The sequence below is a fragment of the Streptomyces sp. NPDC049837 genome, from assembly GCF_040674455.1.
GTDB lineage: Bacteria > Actinomycetota > Actinomycetes > Streptomycetales > Streptomycetaceae > Streptomyces.
This window is the reverse complement of sequence record NZ_JBFAMP010000001.1, coordinates 715,650-733,640: the sequence shown is the minus strand read 5'-3', so window position 1 is coordinate 733,640 and position 17,991 is coordinate 715,650. Positions and strand designations below refer to the sequence as shown.

At 71.2% G+C, this 17,991-nt stretch carries 12 protein-coding genes; 7 read left to right on the top strand and 5 right to left on the bottom strand.

Going from position 1 to position 17,991, the window contains the following annotated elements:
* Positions 1-27 precede the first annotated feature (27 nt).
* On the bottom strand, positions 28-1,323 hold the full coding sequence (locus tag AB0J57_RS03315; protein WP_366126195.1) for an extracellular solute-binding protein: 1,296 nt from the start codon (positions 1,321-1,323) through the stop codon (positions 28-30).
* A 248-nt stretch (positions 1,324-1,571) separates the two neighbouring features.
* Here AB0J57_RS03315 and AB0J57_RS03310 point away from each other — a divergent pair, with 248 nt between their 5' ends.
* A complete protein-coding gene (locus AB0J57_RS03310; protein ID WP_366126194.1) occupies positions 1,572-4,334 on the top strand; it encodes a glycosyl hydrolase in 2,763 nt (920 codons plus the stop codon).
* Here the strand turns inward: AB0J57_RS03310 and AB0J57_RS03305 are convergent.
* Together AB0J57_RS03305 and AB0J57_RS03300 are read right to left on the bottom strand one after the other, a co-directional pair.
* Entirely contained in the window at positions 4,331-5,380 is a 1,050-nt protein-coding gene (locus tag AB0J57_RS03305) for a LacI family DNA-binding transcriptional regulator (protein ID WP_366126193.1), read from the bottom strand. The two genes, AB0J57_RS03310 and AB0J57_RS03305, sit on opposite strands and share 4 nt — an antisense overlap.
* A gap of 150 nt (positions 5,381-5,530) precedes the next feature.
* Positions 5,531-7,048, bottom strand: a complete 1,518-nt coding sequence (locus AB0J57_RS03300) for a M1 family metallopeptidase (protein WP_366126192.1) — start codon at positions 7,046-7,048, stop codon at positions 5,531-5,533.
* A gap of 204 nt (positions 7,049-7,252) precedes the next feature.
* Between AB0J57_RS03300 and AB0J57_RS03295 the strand changes: the two genes are divergently transcribed.
* The 4 genes from AB0J57_RS03295 (at position 7,253) to AB0J57_RS03280 (ending at position 12,951) form a co-directional block, all read left to right on the top strand.
* Complete coding sequence (locus tag AB0J57_RS03295) at positions 7,253-9,232, top strand: Xaa-Pro dipeptidyl-peptidase (RefSeq protein WP_366126191.1); 1,980 nt, start codon at positions 7,253-7,255, stop codon at positions 9,230-9,232.
* Positions 9,229-10,521, top strand: coding sequence for a M14 family metallocarboxypeptidase (locus tag AB0J57_RS03290; RefSeq protein WP_366126190.1), 1,293 nt, complete (start codon positions 9,229-9,231; stop codon positions 10,519-10,521). The genes AB0J57_RS03295 and AB0J57_RS03290 overlap by 4 nt, the downstream gene beginning before the upstream one ends.
* A gap of 109 nt (positions 10,522-10,630) precedes the next feature.
* Positions 10,631-12,343, top strand: coding sequence for a BCCT family transporter (locus tag AB0J57_RS03285; protein WP_366126464.1), 1,713 nt, complete (start codon positions 10,631-10,633; stop codon positions 12,341-12,343).
* Positions 12,344-12,417: 74 nt separating this feature from the next.
* Positions 12,418-12,951 carry a GNAT family N-acetyltransferase gene (locus AB0J57_RS03280; RefSeq protein WP_366126189.1) on the top strand — a complete coding sequence of 178 codons (534 nt, stop codon included), beginning with the start codon at positions 12,418-12,420 and terminating at the stop codon, positions 12,949-12,951.
* Positions 12,952-12,966: 15 nt separating this feature from the next.
* Here the strand turns inward: AB0J57_RS03280 and AB0J57_RS03275 are convergent, their stop codons facing one another.
* On the bottom strand, positions 12,967-13,893 hold the full coding sequence (locus AB0J57_RS03275) for an FAD-dependent oxidoreductase (RefSeq protein ID WP_366126188.1): 927 nt from the start codon (positions 13,891-13,893) through the stop codon (positions 12,967-12,969).
* A gap of 269 nt (positions 13,894-14,162) precedes the next feature.
* Here AB0J57_RS03275 and AB0J57_RS03270 point away from each other — a divergent pair, with 269 nt between their 5' ends.
* Both AB0J57_RS03270 and AB0J57_RS03265 read left to right on the top strand, forming a co-directional pair.
* On the top strand, positions 14,163-15,164 hold the full coding sequence (locus tag AB0J57_RS03270) for an oxidoreductase (RefSeq protein WP_366126187.1): 1,002 nt from the start codon (positions 14,163-14,165) through the stop codon (positions 15,162-15,164).
* Between the two features lie 13 nt (positions 15,165-15,177).
* Complete coding sequence (locus AB0J57_RS03265) at positions 15,178-16,818, top strand: ABC-F family ATP-binding cassette domain-containing protein (RefSeq protein ID WP_366126186.1); 1,641 nt, start codon at positions 15,178-15,180, stop codon at positions 16,816-16,818.
* A 94-nt stretch (positions 16,819-16,912) separates the two neighbouring features.
* Here AB0J57_RS03265 and AB0J57_RS03260 read toward each other — a convergent pair whose 3' ends face one another.
* A complete protein-coding gene (locus AB0J57_RS03260; protein ID WP_366126185.1) occupies positions 16,913-17,968 on the bottom strand; it encodes a S1C family serine protease in 1,056 nt (351 codons plus the stop codon).
* Positions 17,969-17,991: the final 23 nt, after the last annotated feature.

Here is a 17,991-nt window from a genome sequence, read left to right as displayed (position 1 = left end):
CCCGCACAGGCGACCACGGAGAGGGCGTCAGCCCGTGACGTTTTCGACGCCCTTCTTGGCGTTGGACCACGCCTTGTCCGGTGACGTGCCCTTCCGCTCGACCTCGCTGAGGGCGTTGGTGATCTGGTCGGCCACGTTCTTGTCGTGGACGCCCAGCACCTGGACCGGGGCGGCCTTGGCGGCGTCGCCGAAGATCTGGCCGATCGGGGCGCCCGAGAAGTACGGGTCCTTGGCGTCGGCGACCTTGGCGATGGCGCCCGTGGAGGAGGGGAAGTTGCCCTGCTTCTCGAAGAGCCTGGCCTGCTGCTCCGGTGCCGTGAGCCACTGGATCAGCTCGTACGCCTCCTTCTTGTGCTTGGCCGCGCGCGGGACGCTCAGGTACGAGCCGCCCCAGTTGCCCGCGCCGCCCGGCAGTCGGGCGATGTCCCACTTGCCCTTGCCGGCCTCACCCGCCTGGCCCTTGATGTACCCGAGCATCCACGCGGGGCAGGGGATCGTGGCGAACGACCCGGCGGCGAAGGCCTGGTTCCACTGCGGGGACCACTGGTCGAGCTTGGCGCTCAGGCCGTCCTCCGCAGCCCGCGTGGCGGTGTCCCAGGCGGTCTTGACGGCCGGGTTCGACTCGTAGATGAGCTTGCCGGAGGCGTCGTAGTACCGCTCCTTCTCCTGCCCGATCATGATCGTGAAGAGGCTGCCCACGCTGTCCAGCCAGGCGCTCTTGGCGGGGGCCTTGGCCTTGTACTGCTTGCCGAGCTCCAGGTAGCCGTCCCAGGTGGCCCACTTCTTCGCCAGTTCGGCCCGGTCGGTGGGCAGCCCGGCCTGCTTGAACAGGTCGGTGCGGTAGCACATGGCCTCGGGCCCGACGTCCGTGCCGAGGCCCAGCACCCGGCCGTCCTTGGTCGTGGCCGCCGACCACTTGGCCTCGGCGAACTCGTTCTTCAGCTTGTCGGCGCCGTACCTGGTGAGGTCCTCGAACTTGTCCGCCTGCTGCTGGGTGACCGAGGCGATGCGGCCCACCTCGATCGCCTGGACGTCGGCGAGCCCGCCACCGCCGGCGAGCCGGGTCTGGAGGGACTTCCAGTAGTCCTGTTCGTCCTCCGTGTCCGTCTGCTTGATCTTGACCCCGGGGTGCAGCTTCTCGTACTCGGCGTAGAGCCCGGCCTCCTTGTAGCCGAAGGAGCCGAAGAGGTCGACGGTGAGCGTCACCGTGCCGTCCGACGCCTCGTCCGAGGCGCCGGATCCGCAGGCGGCGAGCAGGGCCCCGGTGAGCGCGACCGCACCGACTCGGACGGCGGCCCTTCTGGCGGCTCGGGCGATGGGCATGGGAAGCCTCCTTGGCTTCGGCGGGGGAGCAGGGGGCGAGAGCTATCTGAGAGCGCTCTCAGAACATGCGTCTGGAGCGTGCCCCGAGCGCCCTCTCCCCGTCAAGACTCGAACGCGTAACGGCCGTCCGCCCCGGTAACTTCCAGGCGTGTCACCCGTATTGACAGCCATGTTTCAGGAGTTTTACGTTCCTGGGCACCTGAGAGCGCTCTCGCAGCGCTCTCCCGCCATCACTTCGAGGTGCCGACATGCCAACCCCCCGCACCCGACCAGCCGCCCTGTTCCTCGCCACCGCCCTGGCCGCGCTCGGCCTCACCGCGACCACCACCACCCCCGCCGTGGCCGCCACCGTCCCCGTCGGAGCCGGCAGCTACTCCGACACCCGTCCCCCCGGAACCTCGGGCCCCACCACCAACACCGGCACCCCCGTCACGCCCAAGCTCACCCCCGCCGCCCAGGGCAAGCCGGTGCCCACCAACGACTGGTGGTCCTCGCTCGCCTTCCAGCGGTACGGCGACAACCCCTGGTCCACCCCCATGTACGGCCACCCGCTCACCTACCAGGCCACCGCCGCCGGCCTCGACATCGGTTACCCGACCACCCCCGCGATCGTCGGCGAGGGCAGACAGTACGAGTACGCCCACAAGCGCGACCTCACCCTGGGGCTCACCGGCCTCAACTCGCCGGACACCAAGGCCGACGCCTGGTCGGACTGGACCGTCACCCCCTACTGGTCGGACGGCGCCCGCACGCTGCGCACGACCATCGGCCACGGCTCACCGTTCGTGTACGCCAAGGGCAGCGGCGGCGACGCCCGGATCACCACGGCGAGCGCCCCCACCGTCTTCGCCGACCAGGGCAACGTCCTCGGCATCACCGTCGCGGGCCACCACTACGCCCTCTTCGCCCCCACCGGCACCGACTGGACCGTCTCCGGCTCCACCCTCACGGCCGGGCTCGGCGGAAAGGACTACTTCTCGCTCGCCGTCCTGCCCTCGCCGGACGCGCTGACCACGTACCGGAAGTACGCCTACAGCTTCGTCACCGGCTCCAAGGTCGCCTGGAGCTCCACCGGAGGAACGGTCAGGGCCACCTACACCGTCACCACCCAGCCCCAGGAGGGCACCCAGACCGGCACCCTCCAGGCCCTCTACCGGCACCAGTGGCTCAACACCACGGACGCGCTCACCCCGTACACCTACGTCTCACCGCGCGGCACCATGAAGGTCCGCGAGTCCGCCACGTTCACCACCAGCCAGCGGGCCGCCGCCGTGCTGCCCGGGCTGCCGAAGTCCTCCGGAGTCGACCCGGCCCGGTTGCGCGGCTACCTGGCCGAGGCCGCGAACGCCCCCGACCCGTTCTCCGGCGCCACCGACACGTACTGGACCGGCAAGGCCCTCGGCCGCCTCGCGCAACTCGTGCCCCTGGCGGACCAGATCGGCGAGACCGCGACCCGTGACAAGCTGCTCGGCCTGCTCAAGGGGCGGCTCCAGGACTGGTTCACGGCAGGCGGCGCGAACGAGTTCTCCTACGACAGGGCCTGGAAGACGCTGACCGGCTATCCCGCCTCGTACGGCAGCGACACCGAGCTCAACGACCACCACTTCCACTACTCGTACTACGTCTACGCGGCCGCGATCGTCGCCCAGTACGACCCGGCCTGGGCCGCCGACTCCGCGTGGGGCGGCATGGTCAAGACCCTCGTCCGGGACGCCGCCAACCCCAGCCGCACCGACACCGCCTTCCCCTTCCTGCGCGGCTTCGACGTGTACGCCGGTCATAGCTGGGCCTCCGGCCACCAGGGCTTCGCGGCCGGCAACAACCAGGAGTCGTCGTCCGAGTCGACCAACCTCAGTGCGGGGCTCGTGCTGTGGGGGTCCGCGACGGGCGACACCGCGCTGCGTGACCTGGGCGTATACCTGCTGACGACCGAGTCGGAGGCGATCGCGCAGTACTGGTTCGACGCCGACCAGCAGGTCTTCCCGTCCTCCTTCGGGCACGACACGGCCGGCATGGTGTGGGGGAGCGGCGCCGCCTACGCCACCTGGTGGACCGCCAACCCGGAGGAGATCCACGGCATCAACGTCCTTCCGGTGACCGGCGGTTCGCTGCACCTGGGTGGCGAGAAGGCCGCCATCCGCCGCAACATCGCCGAGATGGAGCGGGAGAACGGCGGCCCGGCCGTCGAATGGCGCGACATCCTGTGGGAGTTCCAGTCGCTGGCCGACCCCGGCGCCGCCAAGGCGAAGTGGGACGCGGGCCACGCCGCGTACACCCCGGAGGCGGGCGAGTCCAAGGCGCACACCTACCACTGGATCGGCACACTGGACGCCCTCGGGGCGCCCGACGCGACCGTCACCGGTGACATCCCCACCTCGGCCGTCTTCACCAAGGGCACGGTACGGACGTACGCGGCGCACAACCACGGCTCCACCGCCCGGACCGTGACCTTCTCGGACGGCGCGAAGCTCACCGTCCCGGCGCGTTCGACGGCGACCGGCAGCGGCACCGGGAGCGACCCGGGACCGTCCACCGGCGACACCTTCCAGCTCCGCACCGGCGGCACGCTGACCACGGCGACCGGCGCGGCGGCGGGCAGCGACACCATCGCCTCGGCGGGCGGCGCCAACCACGACGGCACCCCGCACCAGCCGCTGGTGTACGAGGCCAGGGGCGTCAGCGGCACGCTGAAGGCGGGCGGCGCCACCGCCTTCCGGCTCCAGGTCGACGCCGGGACCACGGTCGGGCTCGGACAGCAGGCCCGGGTCAGTTACGACCTGACCGGTGACGGGACGTTCGAGCGGACGGAGACGTACCACTACTTCGCCACCGACCCGGTGACCGGCTGGGAGGAGTACAACCAGGCGCGCGGGCTGAAGTCGGCGACCGGTGCGCTGGGCGACCTCAAGGGCGGCACCGTACGCCTGGAGGTGTGGCACGCGATCGGCAACGGCACGGGGAAGCTCCAGACGGGCACGGACCGTTCCGTCCTGGTCATCCCGTACGCCTAGGCCGAAGCGCGCCGCACCAGTTCCGTAGGAGTGATCACCGAGCCCGGGGCGCTGCCCGCTCCGGGCTCGGTCTCTTGCGCGTTCAGGACGCGCATCAGCAGCCGGACCATCAGCCGGCCCATGCCCTCGATGTCCTGGCGGACCGTGGTCAGCGGCGGGTCGGTGGCCTCGGCGATGGACGTCATGTCGTCGAAGCCCACCAGCGCCACGTCCTCGGGCACCCGCAGGCCGCGCTCGCGCAGCACGCGCAGCGCCCCGGACGCCATCAGGTCGTTGGCGGCGAACACGGCGTCCAGGTCGGGCCGCCGGCCCAGCAGCTCCGCCATCGCGCGGGCCCCGCTCTCCTCCGTGAAGTCGCCCTGGGCGATCAGCCCGGGGCCGGCGTCCAGCAGGACGTCCCGGTAGCCGTCGATCCGGTCCATGGCGGACGTCTGGTCGGGCGGCCCGGCGATGTGCGCGACGCGCTCACGGCCCAGCGACAGCAGGTGCCGTACGGCCTCCCGGGCGCCGCCCCGGTTGTCGCAGTCGACGTACGGCACCGTGAGGCCGGTCGTCGCCCCCGGCCAGCCGGGCCGCCCGCCGAACACCGCCGGCACCTGCGCCCGCCGGATGATGGAGGGCAGCTCGTCGTCGTTGTGCACGGAGAAGGCGAGCGCGCCGTCGACATGGCCGCCGCCCAGGTACCGGGCGATCCGGTCGTACTCGCCGGGCCCCTCCACCCACAGCAGCACGAGCTGGGAGTCGTGCGCGGTGAGCTCGCGGCTGATGCCCCGCACCTGCTGCTCGAAGAAGGGGTCGGAGAACACCCGGAACTCCGGCTCCGCGATGATCACGGCCACCGCGCCGTTGCGCCGGGTCACCAGGGTGCGGGCCGCGTGGTTCGGGATGTAACCCAGCTCCTCGACCGCCCGGCGCACCTTCTCCACCAGTGGCCGGCGGACCCCCGCGCCGCCGTTCACGACGCGCGAGACCGTCGCCCGCGAGACCCCGGCGCGGGCCGCGACGGCCTCCAGGGTGGGGCGGGAGCCGGGGGCCGGATCGGGCATGGGGGACAAGGGTGCTCCTCGGCGGCGCGGCGAAACCTGTGTACAGGAGCAGGGTAGCCGGTCGGCCGATCTTCTGAGAGCGCTCTCTTCAGTCGTTACGGGAACGCCGCCGCCCCGGACGCGAGGGGCGGCGGCGTTCCCGCACAACGATCAGTGATCGTGGTCGTGGATCGTGTTCGTCGCGGCGATCTTCTTCCACGACTTCGGCTGGGCGGGCTTCGCCGCCGACTGCGAGCGCGCCGCCTCCGAGCGCGCGATCCGCGACTCGGCGGCCGCCGGGGCGGCCGGCTTCGACGGCTGGTACAGCCAGGTGTCGAAGAGCCCCGCGAGCGGCTTGCCCGAGACGCGCTCGGCGTACTTCACGAAGTCGGACACCTTGGCGTTGCCGTACGCGTGCTCGGTCGGCCAGCCCTTCAGGATGGCGAAGAAGTCCTCGTCACCGATCTCGTTCCGCAGCGCCTGGAGGGCCAGCGCGCCCCGGTCGTACACGGCGATGTCGAACTGCTTGTCCGGGCCCGGGTCGCCCGGCTTGACCGTCCAGAACGGGTCGTCGGCCGCCCGCGTGGCGTACACGTAGTCCGCCAGCTCCTGTGCCGCGCCCTCGCCCTCCTTCTCCGACCACAGCCACTGGCTGTAGCGGGCGAAGCCCTCGTTGATCCAGATGTCCTTCCAGCCGTCGACCGACACGCTGTCGCCGTACCACTGGTGCGCCAGCTCGTGCACGACCACCGAGACGTTCGAGCCGTTCGCGAACTGGCGCGGGCTGTAGAACGGCCGCGTCTGCGTCTCCAGCGCGTAACCGCTGGTCACATTGGGGACGTAACCGCCGAGCGCGTTGAAGGGGTACGGCCCGAAGACCTCCTCCAGCCACTCCGCGACCTCGGCCGTGCGCTCGATGCTGGCCCGTGCCGCGCCCGCGTTGTCGCCGAGGTCCTTGCTGTACGCGTTGAGGACGGGCAGGCCCTTGTCGGTCTTGTCCGTCGTGATGTCGAACTTGCCGACGGCGAGCGTGGCGAGGTACGTCGCCTGCGGCTTGTTGGAACGCCAGTTGAAGCGCGTCCAGCCCAGCCGCGACGACTGCGACTGGAGCACGCCGTTGCTGATGGCCTGCGTCCCGTCCGGCACGGAGACCGATATGTCGAACGTCGCCTTGTCCAGCGGGTGGTCGTTGGACGGGAACCACCACACGGCCGAGTCCGGCTCCTGCGCCGCGACGCCGCCGTCGGGGGTGCGGTGCCAGGCGGTCCAGCCGCCGATCTTCAGCTCGGACGGCTTGCCCGCGTACCGTACGACAACCGATATCGCCCGGTTCTTCTCCAGCGGAGCGGCCGGGGTGACCTCCAGCTCGTGATCGCCGGTGGCGGTGAACTTCGCCTTCTTGCCGTTCACCCGCACCTCGCTGACCTTGAGGCCGAGGTCCAGGTTGAACCGCGACAGGTTCTGCGTGGTGGTGGCGATGACCGTCGCCGTACCCTCCAGCAGGTCCGTCTTCGGCTGGTACTTCAGGCGCAGGTCGTAGTGCGACACGTCGTATCCGCCGTTGCCGCTGGCCGGGTAGTAGGGGTCGCCGATGCCCGGCGCGCCGGGTACGTAGTCGGCCGCCGATGCCGGGATCGCCAGCAGCAGCGAGGCCGCGAGTGCGCTCGGGACGATCAGTCTGCGGTGCACGTCAAGCTCTCCAAGTCGTATGGACGGAAGATCCCTTGAAGGCTATTCAGCCCCTCGCGCCCCAGTCATGTCCATGGCCCCACCTGTCACACGATCGCCATTTGGCCGACATGAACGACCATCGTCCGCGTCGGCCCTGTTGCCGCATTCCTCCCCGTACTGCCCTCTGTCGTACGGGAGTTGACCCGTGTACCTTCCGCTGCCATGCCGATACGTGCGCGGAGAACCCCCATGTCGAGCAGAGCCCTCGTGGGCGCGGCCACAGCCGCCCTGATGGCCGCTCTGGTGCCGCAGGCGAGCGCGACCAGCGCTCCCGCCCGCGAGTCCCGACCGATCTACTCGTACGACAACGCCGTCCGCGAGTCCGTCTGGGTCGACACCGGCCTCGACGGCGACCGCGACGGCCGGACCGACCGGGTCGCCGTCGACATCGTCCGGCCGCGCGAGGCCGCACAGCGCGGCCGCAAGGTCCCCGTGATCATGGACGCCAGCCCCTACTACGCCTGCTGCGGGCGCGGCAACGAGAGCCAGAAGAAGACGTACGACGCGGACGGCAACCCCGTCCAGTTCCCGCTGTACTACGACAACTACTTCGTGCCGCGCGGCTACGCCTTCGTCGCCGTCGATCTGGCCGGAACCAGCCGCTCGGACGGCTGCGACGACGTCGGCGGCCGCTCCGACATCCAGTCCGCCAAGGCCGTCGTCGACTGGCTGAACGGCCGGGGCCGCGGCTACACCACCCGTACCGGCACCGAACGCGCCCGAGCGACCGGCTGGTCCACCGGCGACACCGGCATGATCGGCAAGAGCTGGGACGGCACCGTCGCCAACGGCGTCGCCGCGACCGGCGTCGAGGGCCTGAAGACCATCGTCCCGATCGGCGCCATCTCCTCCTGGTACGACTACTACTTCGCCAAGGGCGCCCCGCTGTACGACTCCGGCCCCGACTGGCTCTCGAACTACGTCAACAGCCCCGACGCCCGCGCCCGCTGCGGCCACGTCCAGCAGCGCCTCGTCGACGACGCGCCGCGCACCGGGGACTGGACGCCGCTGTGGGACGAACGCGACTACGTCAAGGACGCGCACAAGGTGAAGGCCAGCGTCTTCGTGGTGCACGGGCAGCAGGACCTCAACGTCCGCGCCAAGCACTTCGGCCAGTGGTGGGACGCCCTCGCCGAGCACGGCGTGGAGCGCAAGATCTGGCTCTCCCAGACCGGGCACGTCGACCCCTTCGACTTCCGCCGCGCCGACTGGGTACGCACCCTGCACCGCTGGTTCGACCACTACCTGCTCGGCTACGACAACGGCGTCGACCGCGAGCCGATGGCCGACATCGAGCGCTCCCCCGACCGGTGGACCACCGACCGCGTCTGGCCGCCGCGCGCCACGGCCACCACCACGCTCCGCCCCGGCACGGGCGCGGCGCCCGGCGTGGGCACCCTCGGCCTCGCCCCGGCCCGGCCCGGCGCGACGGAGACGTTCACCGACGACCCGAACCTGGACGAGCTGGACTGGGCGGCGCACGTCGACGCCTCCACGCCTGCCAAGGCGGGCTTCATCTCCCGTCCCCTGACCCGGGACCTGCGGCTCTCGGGCTCCTCCACGGTCACCGTCACCGCCACCCCGAACACCACCAGCGCGCATCTGACAGCGGTCCTCGTCGACCTCGGCCCCGACACCATCCGCGACTACGGCGCCGCCGGCGAAGGCATCACCACCCTCACCGAACGGACCTGCTGGGGCGCGAGCACCACCGGCGACAGTGCCTGCTTCAAGGAGACGAAGGCCAAGACCACCGACGTCGGCTTCACCGTCTTCAGCCGGGGCTGGGCCGACCTCGGCAACTGGGCCGACGCGCACCAGGGCCGCCCCCTGACACCCGGCAAGGCCCACACCATCACCCTGGACCTCGCCGCCACCGACCACGTCGTCCCGGCCGGCCACCGCCTCGCCCTCATCGTCGCCGGCACCGACCAGTACCTCATCGACCCTCCGGCGAGCAGGCCCACACTCACCCTCGACCTCACCCGCACCTCCGCCAGGCTCCCGCTCGTCGGCGGCGCCCCCGCCTTCCTCCGCGCCACCACCGGTACCGTGCACCCGGCTGCCCCGCGCACCGCCCCGCAGGCCGGCGTCACCGCCCCGCGCCCCGTCCCGCCGATCCCCGGAGGCAGCACCCGATGACCCCACGCGCCGCACGCGTCCGCGCCCTCGCCGTGACCGTCACCGCCGCCGCCCTCGCCCTCCCGCTGATCACCGCCCCCGCCCAGGCCTCGCCCGCCCCGCCGCCCCGCACCGGCTTCGAGACCAGCGACGGCGCCCGCTGGACGAGCCAGGCCGAGGAGCAACGATTCCTCACCGCCGTCGACCGGGCGAGCGACCGCGTGTCGACGACCCGGATCGGCACCACCCGGCAGGGCAGGCCCCTCCAGCTCGTCCGCGTCTCCACCGCCCCCAGCACCAACACCGTGCTCCTCATCTGCAGCCAGCACGGCGACGAACCGTCCGGCCGCGAGGCCTGCCTGTCGACCGTCCGCGACCTCGCGTACGCCGACGACCGCGAAACCCTCCGCTTCCTGGCCCGGACGACCGTCCTCGTCGTCCCCACCGCCAACCCCGACGGCCGCGCCGCCGACACCCGGGGCAACGCCGACGGCGTCGACATCAACCGCGACCACATCGCCCTCAAGACCGCCGAGGGCCGCGCCCTGGCCGCCGTGATCCGCGACCACCGGCCCGACGTCGTCTACGACCTGCACGAGTACGGCGCCACCCCGCCCTACTACGACAAGGACCTCCTCTCCCTCTGGCCGCGCAACCCCAACACCGACGAGCACGTCCACGACGAGGCGCACACCCTCTCCGAGTCCTACGTCCGCCCCGCCGCCGAACGGGCCGGTTTCGACAGCGGCGTCTACGGCATCTGGACCGACCCCGTCACCGGGGAGCCCGTCAAGCAGGTCGCGGGCGACGGCCAGGAACGCATCCTCCGCAACACGGCGGGCGTCAAGCACTCCGTGGGCCTCCTCGTCGAGACCCGCGTCGACGCCCTCACGGACGAGGAGAAGAAGGACCCGGCCCTCAACAACCGGCGCCGCGTCGACAGCCAGCTCGCCGCCCTCGACGGGCTGTTCGGGTACGTCGGCGACCGGCGCGGCACCATCGAGGCGGCCACCACCACGGCCCGGCTCGAAGGCCTGCGCGACCGTGGCCCGGTCCACCTGGGCGGCGCCGACAACGACCCGCCGGAGCCCGCCGAAACCCTCCAGGACCCGCCCTGCGGCTACCGCCTGACCCCCGCTCAGTACGGCAACGTCAAGGACGAACTGGCGCTGCACGGCGTGGTCGCCCGGGTGAACGGCGACGGCGCCCTCGTACCCCTGCGGCAGTCGCAGCGCGCCCTCGTGCCGCTGCTCCTCGACACACGGGCGGCCTATCGCCTCACAGATGGGGCACCGGTCGACGCCTGTTGATACCGAAACAGGTGTGCCTGGCGTGGTAGGGGGTAGTTAAAGCGGAATCAGGCCATGATCGCGAAAGGTGCCGCCTGTGTCTCAGGAGCAACGCAAACCGGGGCAACGGATGCGGCTGCCGGTGAAGGCGGCCCTCCCCGGCCGCCACCCGCACGAGGACAAGCCGCCCGTCACCGACCGACTGGTGTTCGGCGTGACGGCCGTGCTCACCCTGGCCTTCGTGATCTGGGGCGCCTCCGCCACCAAGTCGCTGGAGAGCGTCTCCGACTCCATGCTGAACGGCCTGATGCACAACGGCGGCTGGGCGTTCGTCCTGGCCGCCTCGGGCTTCGTCGTCTTCGCCCTCTGGCTCGCCATCAGCCGGTACGGACGGATCCAACTGGGCCAGGAGCACGAGAAGCCGGAGTTCCGCACCGTCTCCTGGGTCGCCATGATGTTCAGCGCCGGCATGGGCATCGGCCTGATGTTCTACGGCGTCAGCGAACCCCTCGCGCACTACACCACCCCACCACCGGGCACCGACCCCGCCGACTCGGCGGACGCCATGCAGACGGCGCTCGCCACCACGCTCTTCCACTGGACCCTGCACCCCTGGGCGATTTACGCGGTGGTCGGCCTGGCCATCGCGTACAGCACCTTCCGGCGCCGGAGGCGGCAGACGATCAGCGCCGTCTTCGAGCCGCTCATCGGCAAGAAGCGCGCCGACGGCGTACCCGGCCGGGTGATCGACATCCTGGCGATCTTCGCCACGCTCTTCGGCTCCGCCACCTCCCTGGGCCTCGGCGCGCTCCAGATCGGCAGCGGTATGCACGAGGTGGGGTGGCTGGACAGGGCCGGGACCGGACTGCTCGTCAGCATCATCGGCGTGCTGACGGTGTGCTTCGTCTTCTCCGCCGTCTCGGGTGTCGAGCGGGGCATCCAGTGGCTCTCCAACACCAACATGGTGCTGGCCGTCGTGCTCGCCCTGTTCGTCTTCGTCGCCGGCCCCACCATCCTCGTCCTGGACCTGATCCCCACCTCCCTCGCCTCCTACTTCGACGAGCTGTGGCAGTTGGCCGGCCGCACCGAGGCGGCCACCGGCGGCGGTGACGTCGCCGACTGGCTGAGTAGCTGGACGGTCTTCTACTGGGCGTGGTGGATCTCCTGGACGCCGTTCGTCGGCATGTTCATCGCCCGCATCAGCCGGGGCCGGACGATCCGACAGTTCGTCGGCGGCGTCATCCTCGTGCCGAGCACCGTGAGCCTCATCTGGTTCGCCATCTTCGGCGGTACGTCCATGCACCTGAGGGAGCGCGGCGACCTCGGGGGCGCGACCACGCCGGAGGCCCAGCTCTTCGGCGTACTCCAGGAGTTCCCGATCGCCGGCGTCATGAGCCTGCTCGTGATGATCCTGGTCGGCATCTTCTTCATCTCCGGCGCCGACGCCGCCTCCATCGTGATGGGCACCCTCTCCCAGAAGGGCACCTTCGAACCCGCCCGGTTCGTCGTCATCTTCTGGGGCGTGGTGACCGGTGGCGTGGCGGCCGTGATGCTGCTCGTCGGCGAGGGCAAGGGCGACGCCCTCGCGGGCCTGCAACACCTGACGATCCTCGTCGCGGCCCCGTTCGTCCTGGTGATGGTCGGCATGTGCCTCTCCCTCATGCGGGACCTCCGCCAGGACCCGCTGATCGTCCGTGGGGAACTCGCCGAGGAGGCCGTGGAGGAAGCCGTGATCGCGGGCCACGAGAAGTACGCGGGCGAGTTCGAGATCCGCATCGGCCCGGCCAAGGACGAGGAACGGGACAAGGACCGGGACCGCGACACCGGCGAACCCCCCGCCTGACGGGGAGCGGGGGACCCGGCCCGGGGAGTGTGGCCGATTCACGTCGCGAGGCCTCCATCGGCGAGGATGGCGGCATGACCGAGATCCTCACTCCCCGACTCCTCCTGCGCCGCTGGCACGACGACGACCTCGTCCCCATGGCCGACATCGACGCGGATCCCGAGGTCATGCGCTGGATCGGCGACGGTTCGGTCCGTGACCTGGAGGGGACGGCCGAGGACATCGAGCGGTGGGAGGAGGAGTGGGACGAGGAGGGCTTCGGGCTCTTCGCCGTCGAGCTCCTCGCCTCGGGGGAGCTGATCGGTTTCGCGGGCCTGTCCGTACCCGAGTACCTGCCCGAGGTGCTGCCGGCCGTCGAGCTCGTCTTCCGTCTCGGCCGTCCGTTCTGGGGCCAGGGGTACGCCTCCGAGGCCGCCCACGCCGTGCTGGAGTTCGCGCTCCAGGACCGTGGCCTGGACCGGGTCGTGGGCATCGCCCGGCTGGGGAACGACGCCGCCGAGAACGTCATGCGCAAGCTCGGCATGGTGCCGGAGCGCGAGACGACCCACCCGGTGCACGGCGTTCCGCTGCACGTCCACGCCATCGACCTCACCGAGTACCAGGGGTGAGCCGGGTCGCCGGGATCACCCGGTGACCAGCCGTGCCGCCTCCTCCGCGCAGCCCCACGCGACGGTCACGCCCGCGCCGCCGTGGCCGTAGTTGTGGACCAGCACGCCGCCGGCCGCCAAGGGCTCCGCACCGAGCCGGACACCCGCCGAGCGCACCGGGCGGAGCCCCGCGCGGTGCCCCAGCACGCGGGCGCGGCCGATCTCGGGGCGGACGCGCGCGCACCGCGCCACGATCGCGGCGGCCGTCCCCGCGTCCGGTTCGGTACGCCAGTCGTCCTCCTCCGCCGTACCGCCAAGGACCAGCCGGCCCGGCTGCGGGAAGAAGTACGTCGCGGTGCTCGCCGAGGCGTCCGCCGCGACGAACCACTCCGCCACGCCCGGGTTCTCCACCAGGACGAGCTGGCCGCGCACCGGCCGCACCCCCGGGTCCGGTACGAGGTCCCGCGCGCCCAGCCCCGCGCAGTTGACCACCACCGGGGCCGGCGCCTCCGTGAAGGACGACACCGCCCGCGTCTCGACGACCCCGCCCGCCGCCTCCAGCCGCGCCCGCAGCCACGCCAGGTGGACCGGCATGTCGATCAGCGGCAGTCGGGCGGCCAGACCACCCGACGGGAGCTGCCGCAGCCCCGGCACCTCGCCCGCCCACGTACCGAGCGCGCTCAGCTCCGTGTCCGCGTGGACGCCCGCCACCATGCGTACGCCGGTCGCCTCCGGTTCGCCGGCGAGCCGCTCGTACACGCGCAGTGACGCCAGCGCCCAGGCGCCGACCCGCTCCACGGGCTCGATGCGGTACGGCCACCACAGCGCGCCCGCCACCGCGGAGGTGGTGTCACCAGGCGCGTCACGCGTCCACACGCGCACGCGCAGGCCGCGCTCCGCCAGGGTGAGGGCCGTCGTCAGCCCGATGACCCCGCCACCCACCACGATCACGTCACCGCTCATGCCGGGACGGTAGCGGAGGGGCGCCGGGCGGGAATACACCCGGCATGCCTCCCGAGCACGAGCACGACAGAGAAAGCGACCGAGTACACCACCGAGAACGCGAGCGCGCACGCGCCCAGGCACCCGCCCAGGGACCCGCCCAGGGACCCGCCCAGGGACCCGCGCCGGGACCCGCGCCGGGACCCGCCCAGGAACCCGCCCACAAGCCCGCCCGGGACCGCGCCCAACAGAGCGCCCAAGCACACGACGCGGCGCGCGGTCACGCGTACGTGTCCTTCGCCCTCGCGCCCGCGATCAGGGCCGGCGGCGTCCTCACCAAGGGCGTGTATCAGGCGCACCGCGACTTCCTCGACTTCGTCGTCGACGGCCGTCCACTCCTCCACCAGCTCTCCGACCTCGACGCCGTGTCCCCGCTCGCCTCCGACGTACCGCCCGCCATCTTCACCGACCACGTGCGCCGCATGATGCTGGACGCCGAAGCACCCCTTCCCGGCGGCAGGTACGTGATCTACGGCTGCCCCGAGTGCGAGAGCCTCGGGTGCGGCGCGGTCACGGCCGTGATCGAGCGGGACGGCGACGACGTCGTCTGGCGGGACTTCGCCTGGCAGACGGACGAGTCCGCCGACCTGGAGCTGAACGGCTACCACGGCATAGGCCCGTTCCGCTTCCGTGGCGACCAGTACCGCACCGAGCTGGAACGCCTCCTCCCGAGCGCTCCCGCCCGCCGCCGCGTCCTGCTGATCGGCGCCCGCGTCGCCGTCCTCGCCAGGCTCGCCGCCGCGCTGCGCACCATCGGCATCGGTGCCGACATCGCCGAGGACGCCGTCGCCGTACCGCCCGAGGAGCTGCGGGCGTACGGAGCGGTGGCGTTCGGCCGGGCGGTGGGGGAGGAGCGGCGCGCGGCGGTGAGAGAGGCGTTCGACCGGGCGGACGCGGACGTCGCGTACGTCGACGGGCTCGCGCCCATCATCCCCCTGCTCGTCGCACAGATCGAACAGGCCCTGGACCGCACGCCGCCGGACCGGCGACGTCTGACCGGCCTGGCGGTAACCGGCGGCGAGGCGACGGTGGAGGTCGGATCCACCTGCCGCGTCCAGGTCGTGGCGTACCGGCTGGACCGCCTGCGCCGCACCCGCACCCAGGAGCTGTTCGACGGCTTATTGGAGCCGGGCGCGCACCGGATACCGCTGGACGCCCGGACGGTCAGGGGACGGTCGTACCTGGTGGCCCGCACCATGGGCGGCGTGATCGTCGCGGCGGTGACCGCCTAGGATCGACCCCCTGATGACTGCCACCCTCGTCGCCAAGGACCTCGCCGCCGGCCACGGCGAACGTTCCCTCTTCTCCGGCCTCGACCTCGTCGTCGCACCCGGCGACGTGATCGGCCTCGTCGGCGTGAACGGCGCCGGCAAGTCCACCCTGCTGCGGCTCCTCGCCGGGCTGGACACGCCCGAGCACGGGGAGCTGCGCCTGTCGCCGCCCACCGCTACCGTCGGCCACCTCCCGCAGGAGCCGGAGCGCCGCGAGGGCGAGACCGTGCGCGGCTTCCTCGCCCGCCGCACCGGGGTGGCCGCCGCCCAGGTCGAGATGGACGAGGCCACGCAGGGCCTGGTCGACGGCACGCCCGGCGCCGACGACGCGTACGCCACCGCCCTGGAGCGCTGGCTGAACCTGGGCGGCGCCGACCTCGACGAGCGCGCCGAGGAGGTGGCCGGTTCCCTCGGCCTGACCGTCGGGCTCGACCGGCCGATGACGTCCCTGTCCGGCGGCCAGGCCGCCCGCGCGGGTCTCGCCTCCCTGCTGCTGTCCCGCTACGACGTGTTCCTGCTCGACGAGCCGACGAACGACCTCGACCTGGACGGCCTGGAGCGCCTGGAACGCTTCGTCCAGGGGCTGCGCGCCGGGACGGTCGTCATCAGCCACGACCGCGAGTTCCTCGCCCGTACCGTGACGAAGGTCCTCGAACTGGACCTGGCGCAGCAGCAGATCCGGCTCTACGGAGGCGGTTACGAGGCGTATCTGGAGGAGCGGGAGACCGCCCGCCGGCACGCCCGCGAGGAGTACGAGGAGTTCGCCGACAAGAAGGCCGCCCTCGAAGGCCGCGCCCAGATGCAGCGCTCCTGGATGGACAAGGGCGTCAAGAACGCCCGCCGCAAGGCCGGCAACGACAACGACAAGATCGGCCGCAAGTTCCGCAGCGAGGCGAGCGAGAAGCAGGCCGCCAAGGCCCGGCAGACCCAGCGCATGATCGAGCGGCTCGACGTCGTCGACGAGCCCCGCAAGGAGTGGGAGCTGCGGATGGAGATCGCCGCCGCCCCGCGCTCCGGCGCGGTCGTGGCGACCCTGCGCGACGCCGAGGCCCTCCGAGGCGACTTCCGCTTCGGCCCCGCCTCGCTCCAGATCGACTGGGCCGACCGGGTCGCCATCACCGGCGCCAACGGCGCGGGCAAGTCGACCTTGCTGGCCGCGCTCCTCGGCCGCCTCCCGCTGGACGCCGGGCACGCATCGCTCGGTTCGGGCGTCGTCGTCGGGGAGGTAGACCAGGCCCGCCGGCTCTTCCACGGGCAGGAATCCCTGCTGGACGCCTTCTGCGCGGCCGTACCCGACACCGAGCCGGCCGACGTACGCACCCTGCTCGCCAAGTTCGGCCTCAAGGCCCACCACGTGACGCGCTCCGCGACGTCCCTCTCGCCGGGCGAACGCACCCGCGCCGCCCTCGCCCTGCTCCAAGGCCGTGGCGTGAACCTGCTGGTCCTGGACGAGCCGACCAACCACCTGGACCTGCCGGCCATCGAGCAGTTGGAATCGGCCCTCGACACCTACACGGGAACCCTGCTCCTGGTCACCCACGACCGCCGCATGCTCGACGCGGTCCACACCACGCGCCGCGTCGAGGTGGCCGACGGCAAGGTGACCGAGCTGTGAGGCGAACGCCTTGGAGGAGCGCCAGTCGACGAAAGCAGATCATGAAGGCGGCTACGGCGACGAAGCCGCTGGACAGCCGTCCGGCACCAGGCTCTTAGGGCGTGCCTTCCAGTGACAGCTCGGCGCTCCATGTATCACCGAACGCGTGCCCGGCTGCGCCGACTCCTGAATAAACGCCTTCCAGGCTCAGTTTTTCGCCAGGTGATGCCGGATCGAGGACATTACACAGTTCGGAGAACGAAGACACACCTTCTCCGTTGACCGTGGTAATCACGGCTCCCTGTTGAAGGTTCGCCTTGCCGGCCGGTGAGTCCGCACGCACCGCACCGATGAAAAGGCCATCGATTCCTTCGTCTTGAAGACGCTTCTGCGCATTCTGTACGGGCTGCTTGATGCTGCTGACGGAAGGATCGTTAGGGAGACCCGGATCCGACACGGCCAGGAGCCACCAACCGGGATCGTTCTTCACTTGCCCTGCAGCCAGGTCAGGGAGCTCGGACTTCGCCTGGTTACTGCTTATCGCCAGAGCCAACTGGCCTTCTTCTTCCACCCAGGCCCCCGTATTGATGCCGACCACGTCCCCATCGCTGTTGAGTACTGGCCCGCCAATGTCCCCGCCCTTTACGGCCGCAGAATGGTAGACCAAGGAAGGGTAGTCCGGACTCGACGGAGCCGGTGTGTAATCCCCGAGTGGCTCATCCGCTGCTTCGCCGGGGATCGCCACTACCTTCGCTCCACTTTTCCCTGCGTCAGGGTAGCCGAGAGATGTGAGGGCATCCCCGGCAAACACCTCGTCACTGTCTCCGAATGACAGCCCGGTCAATCCGCTCGGCGGGGATGGGAGTTTGAGCACGGCAAGATCTTGGCAAAGGTCACTGCCCAGTATCTGGGCAGATACGGGTTGCTGGCCCGGTACCACCACGGACAAGCTGTTCTGCCCCGCGACAGTAGACGCAGTAGTGGCAATGAGGCCCTGGGTGGCGTCATAGAAAAATCCACTACCGGAGCCGATATCCCCCAGCACTTGAACCACAGCCGCCTCGGATTGCTTCGACACCCCGGGAGCGCGTTCCGCCGATGGTGCATTCGTGGTCCCACACAGGGCGATGGCGAGGGCCGGCGCTGCAAGAAAGCTGATCATTGTCCTCATGGGGGACTCCCTCAGAGCAAGGC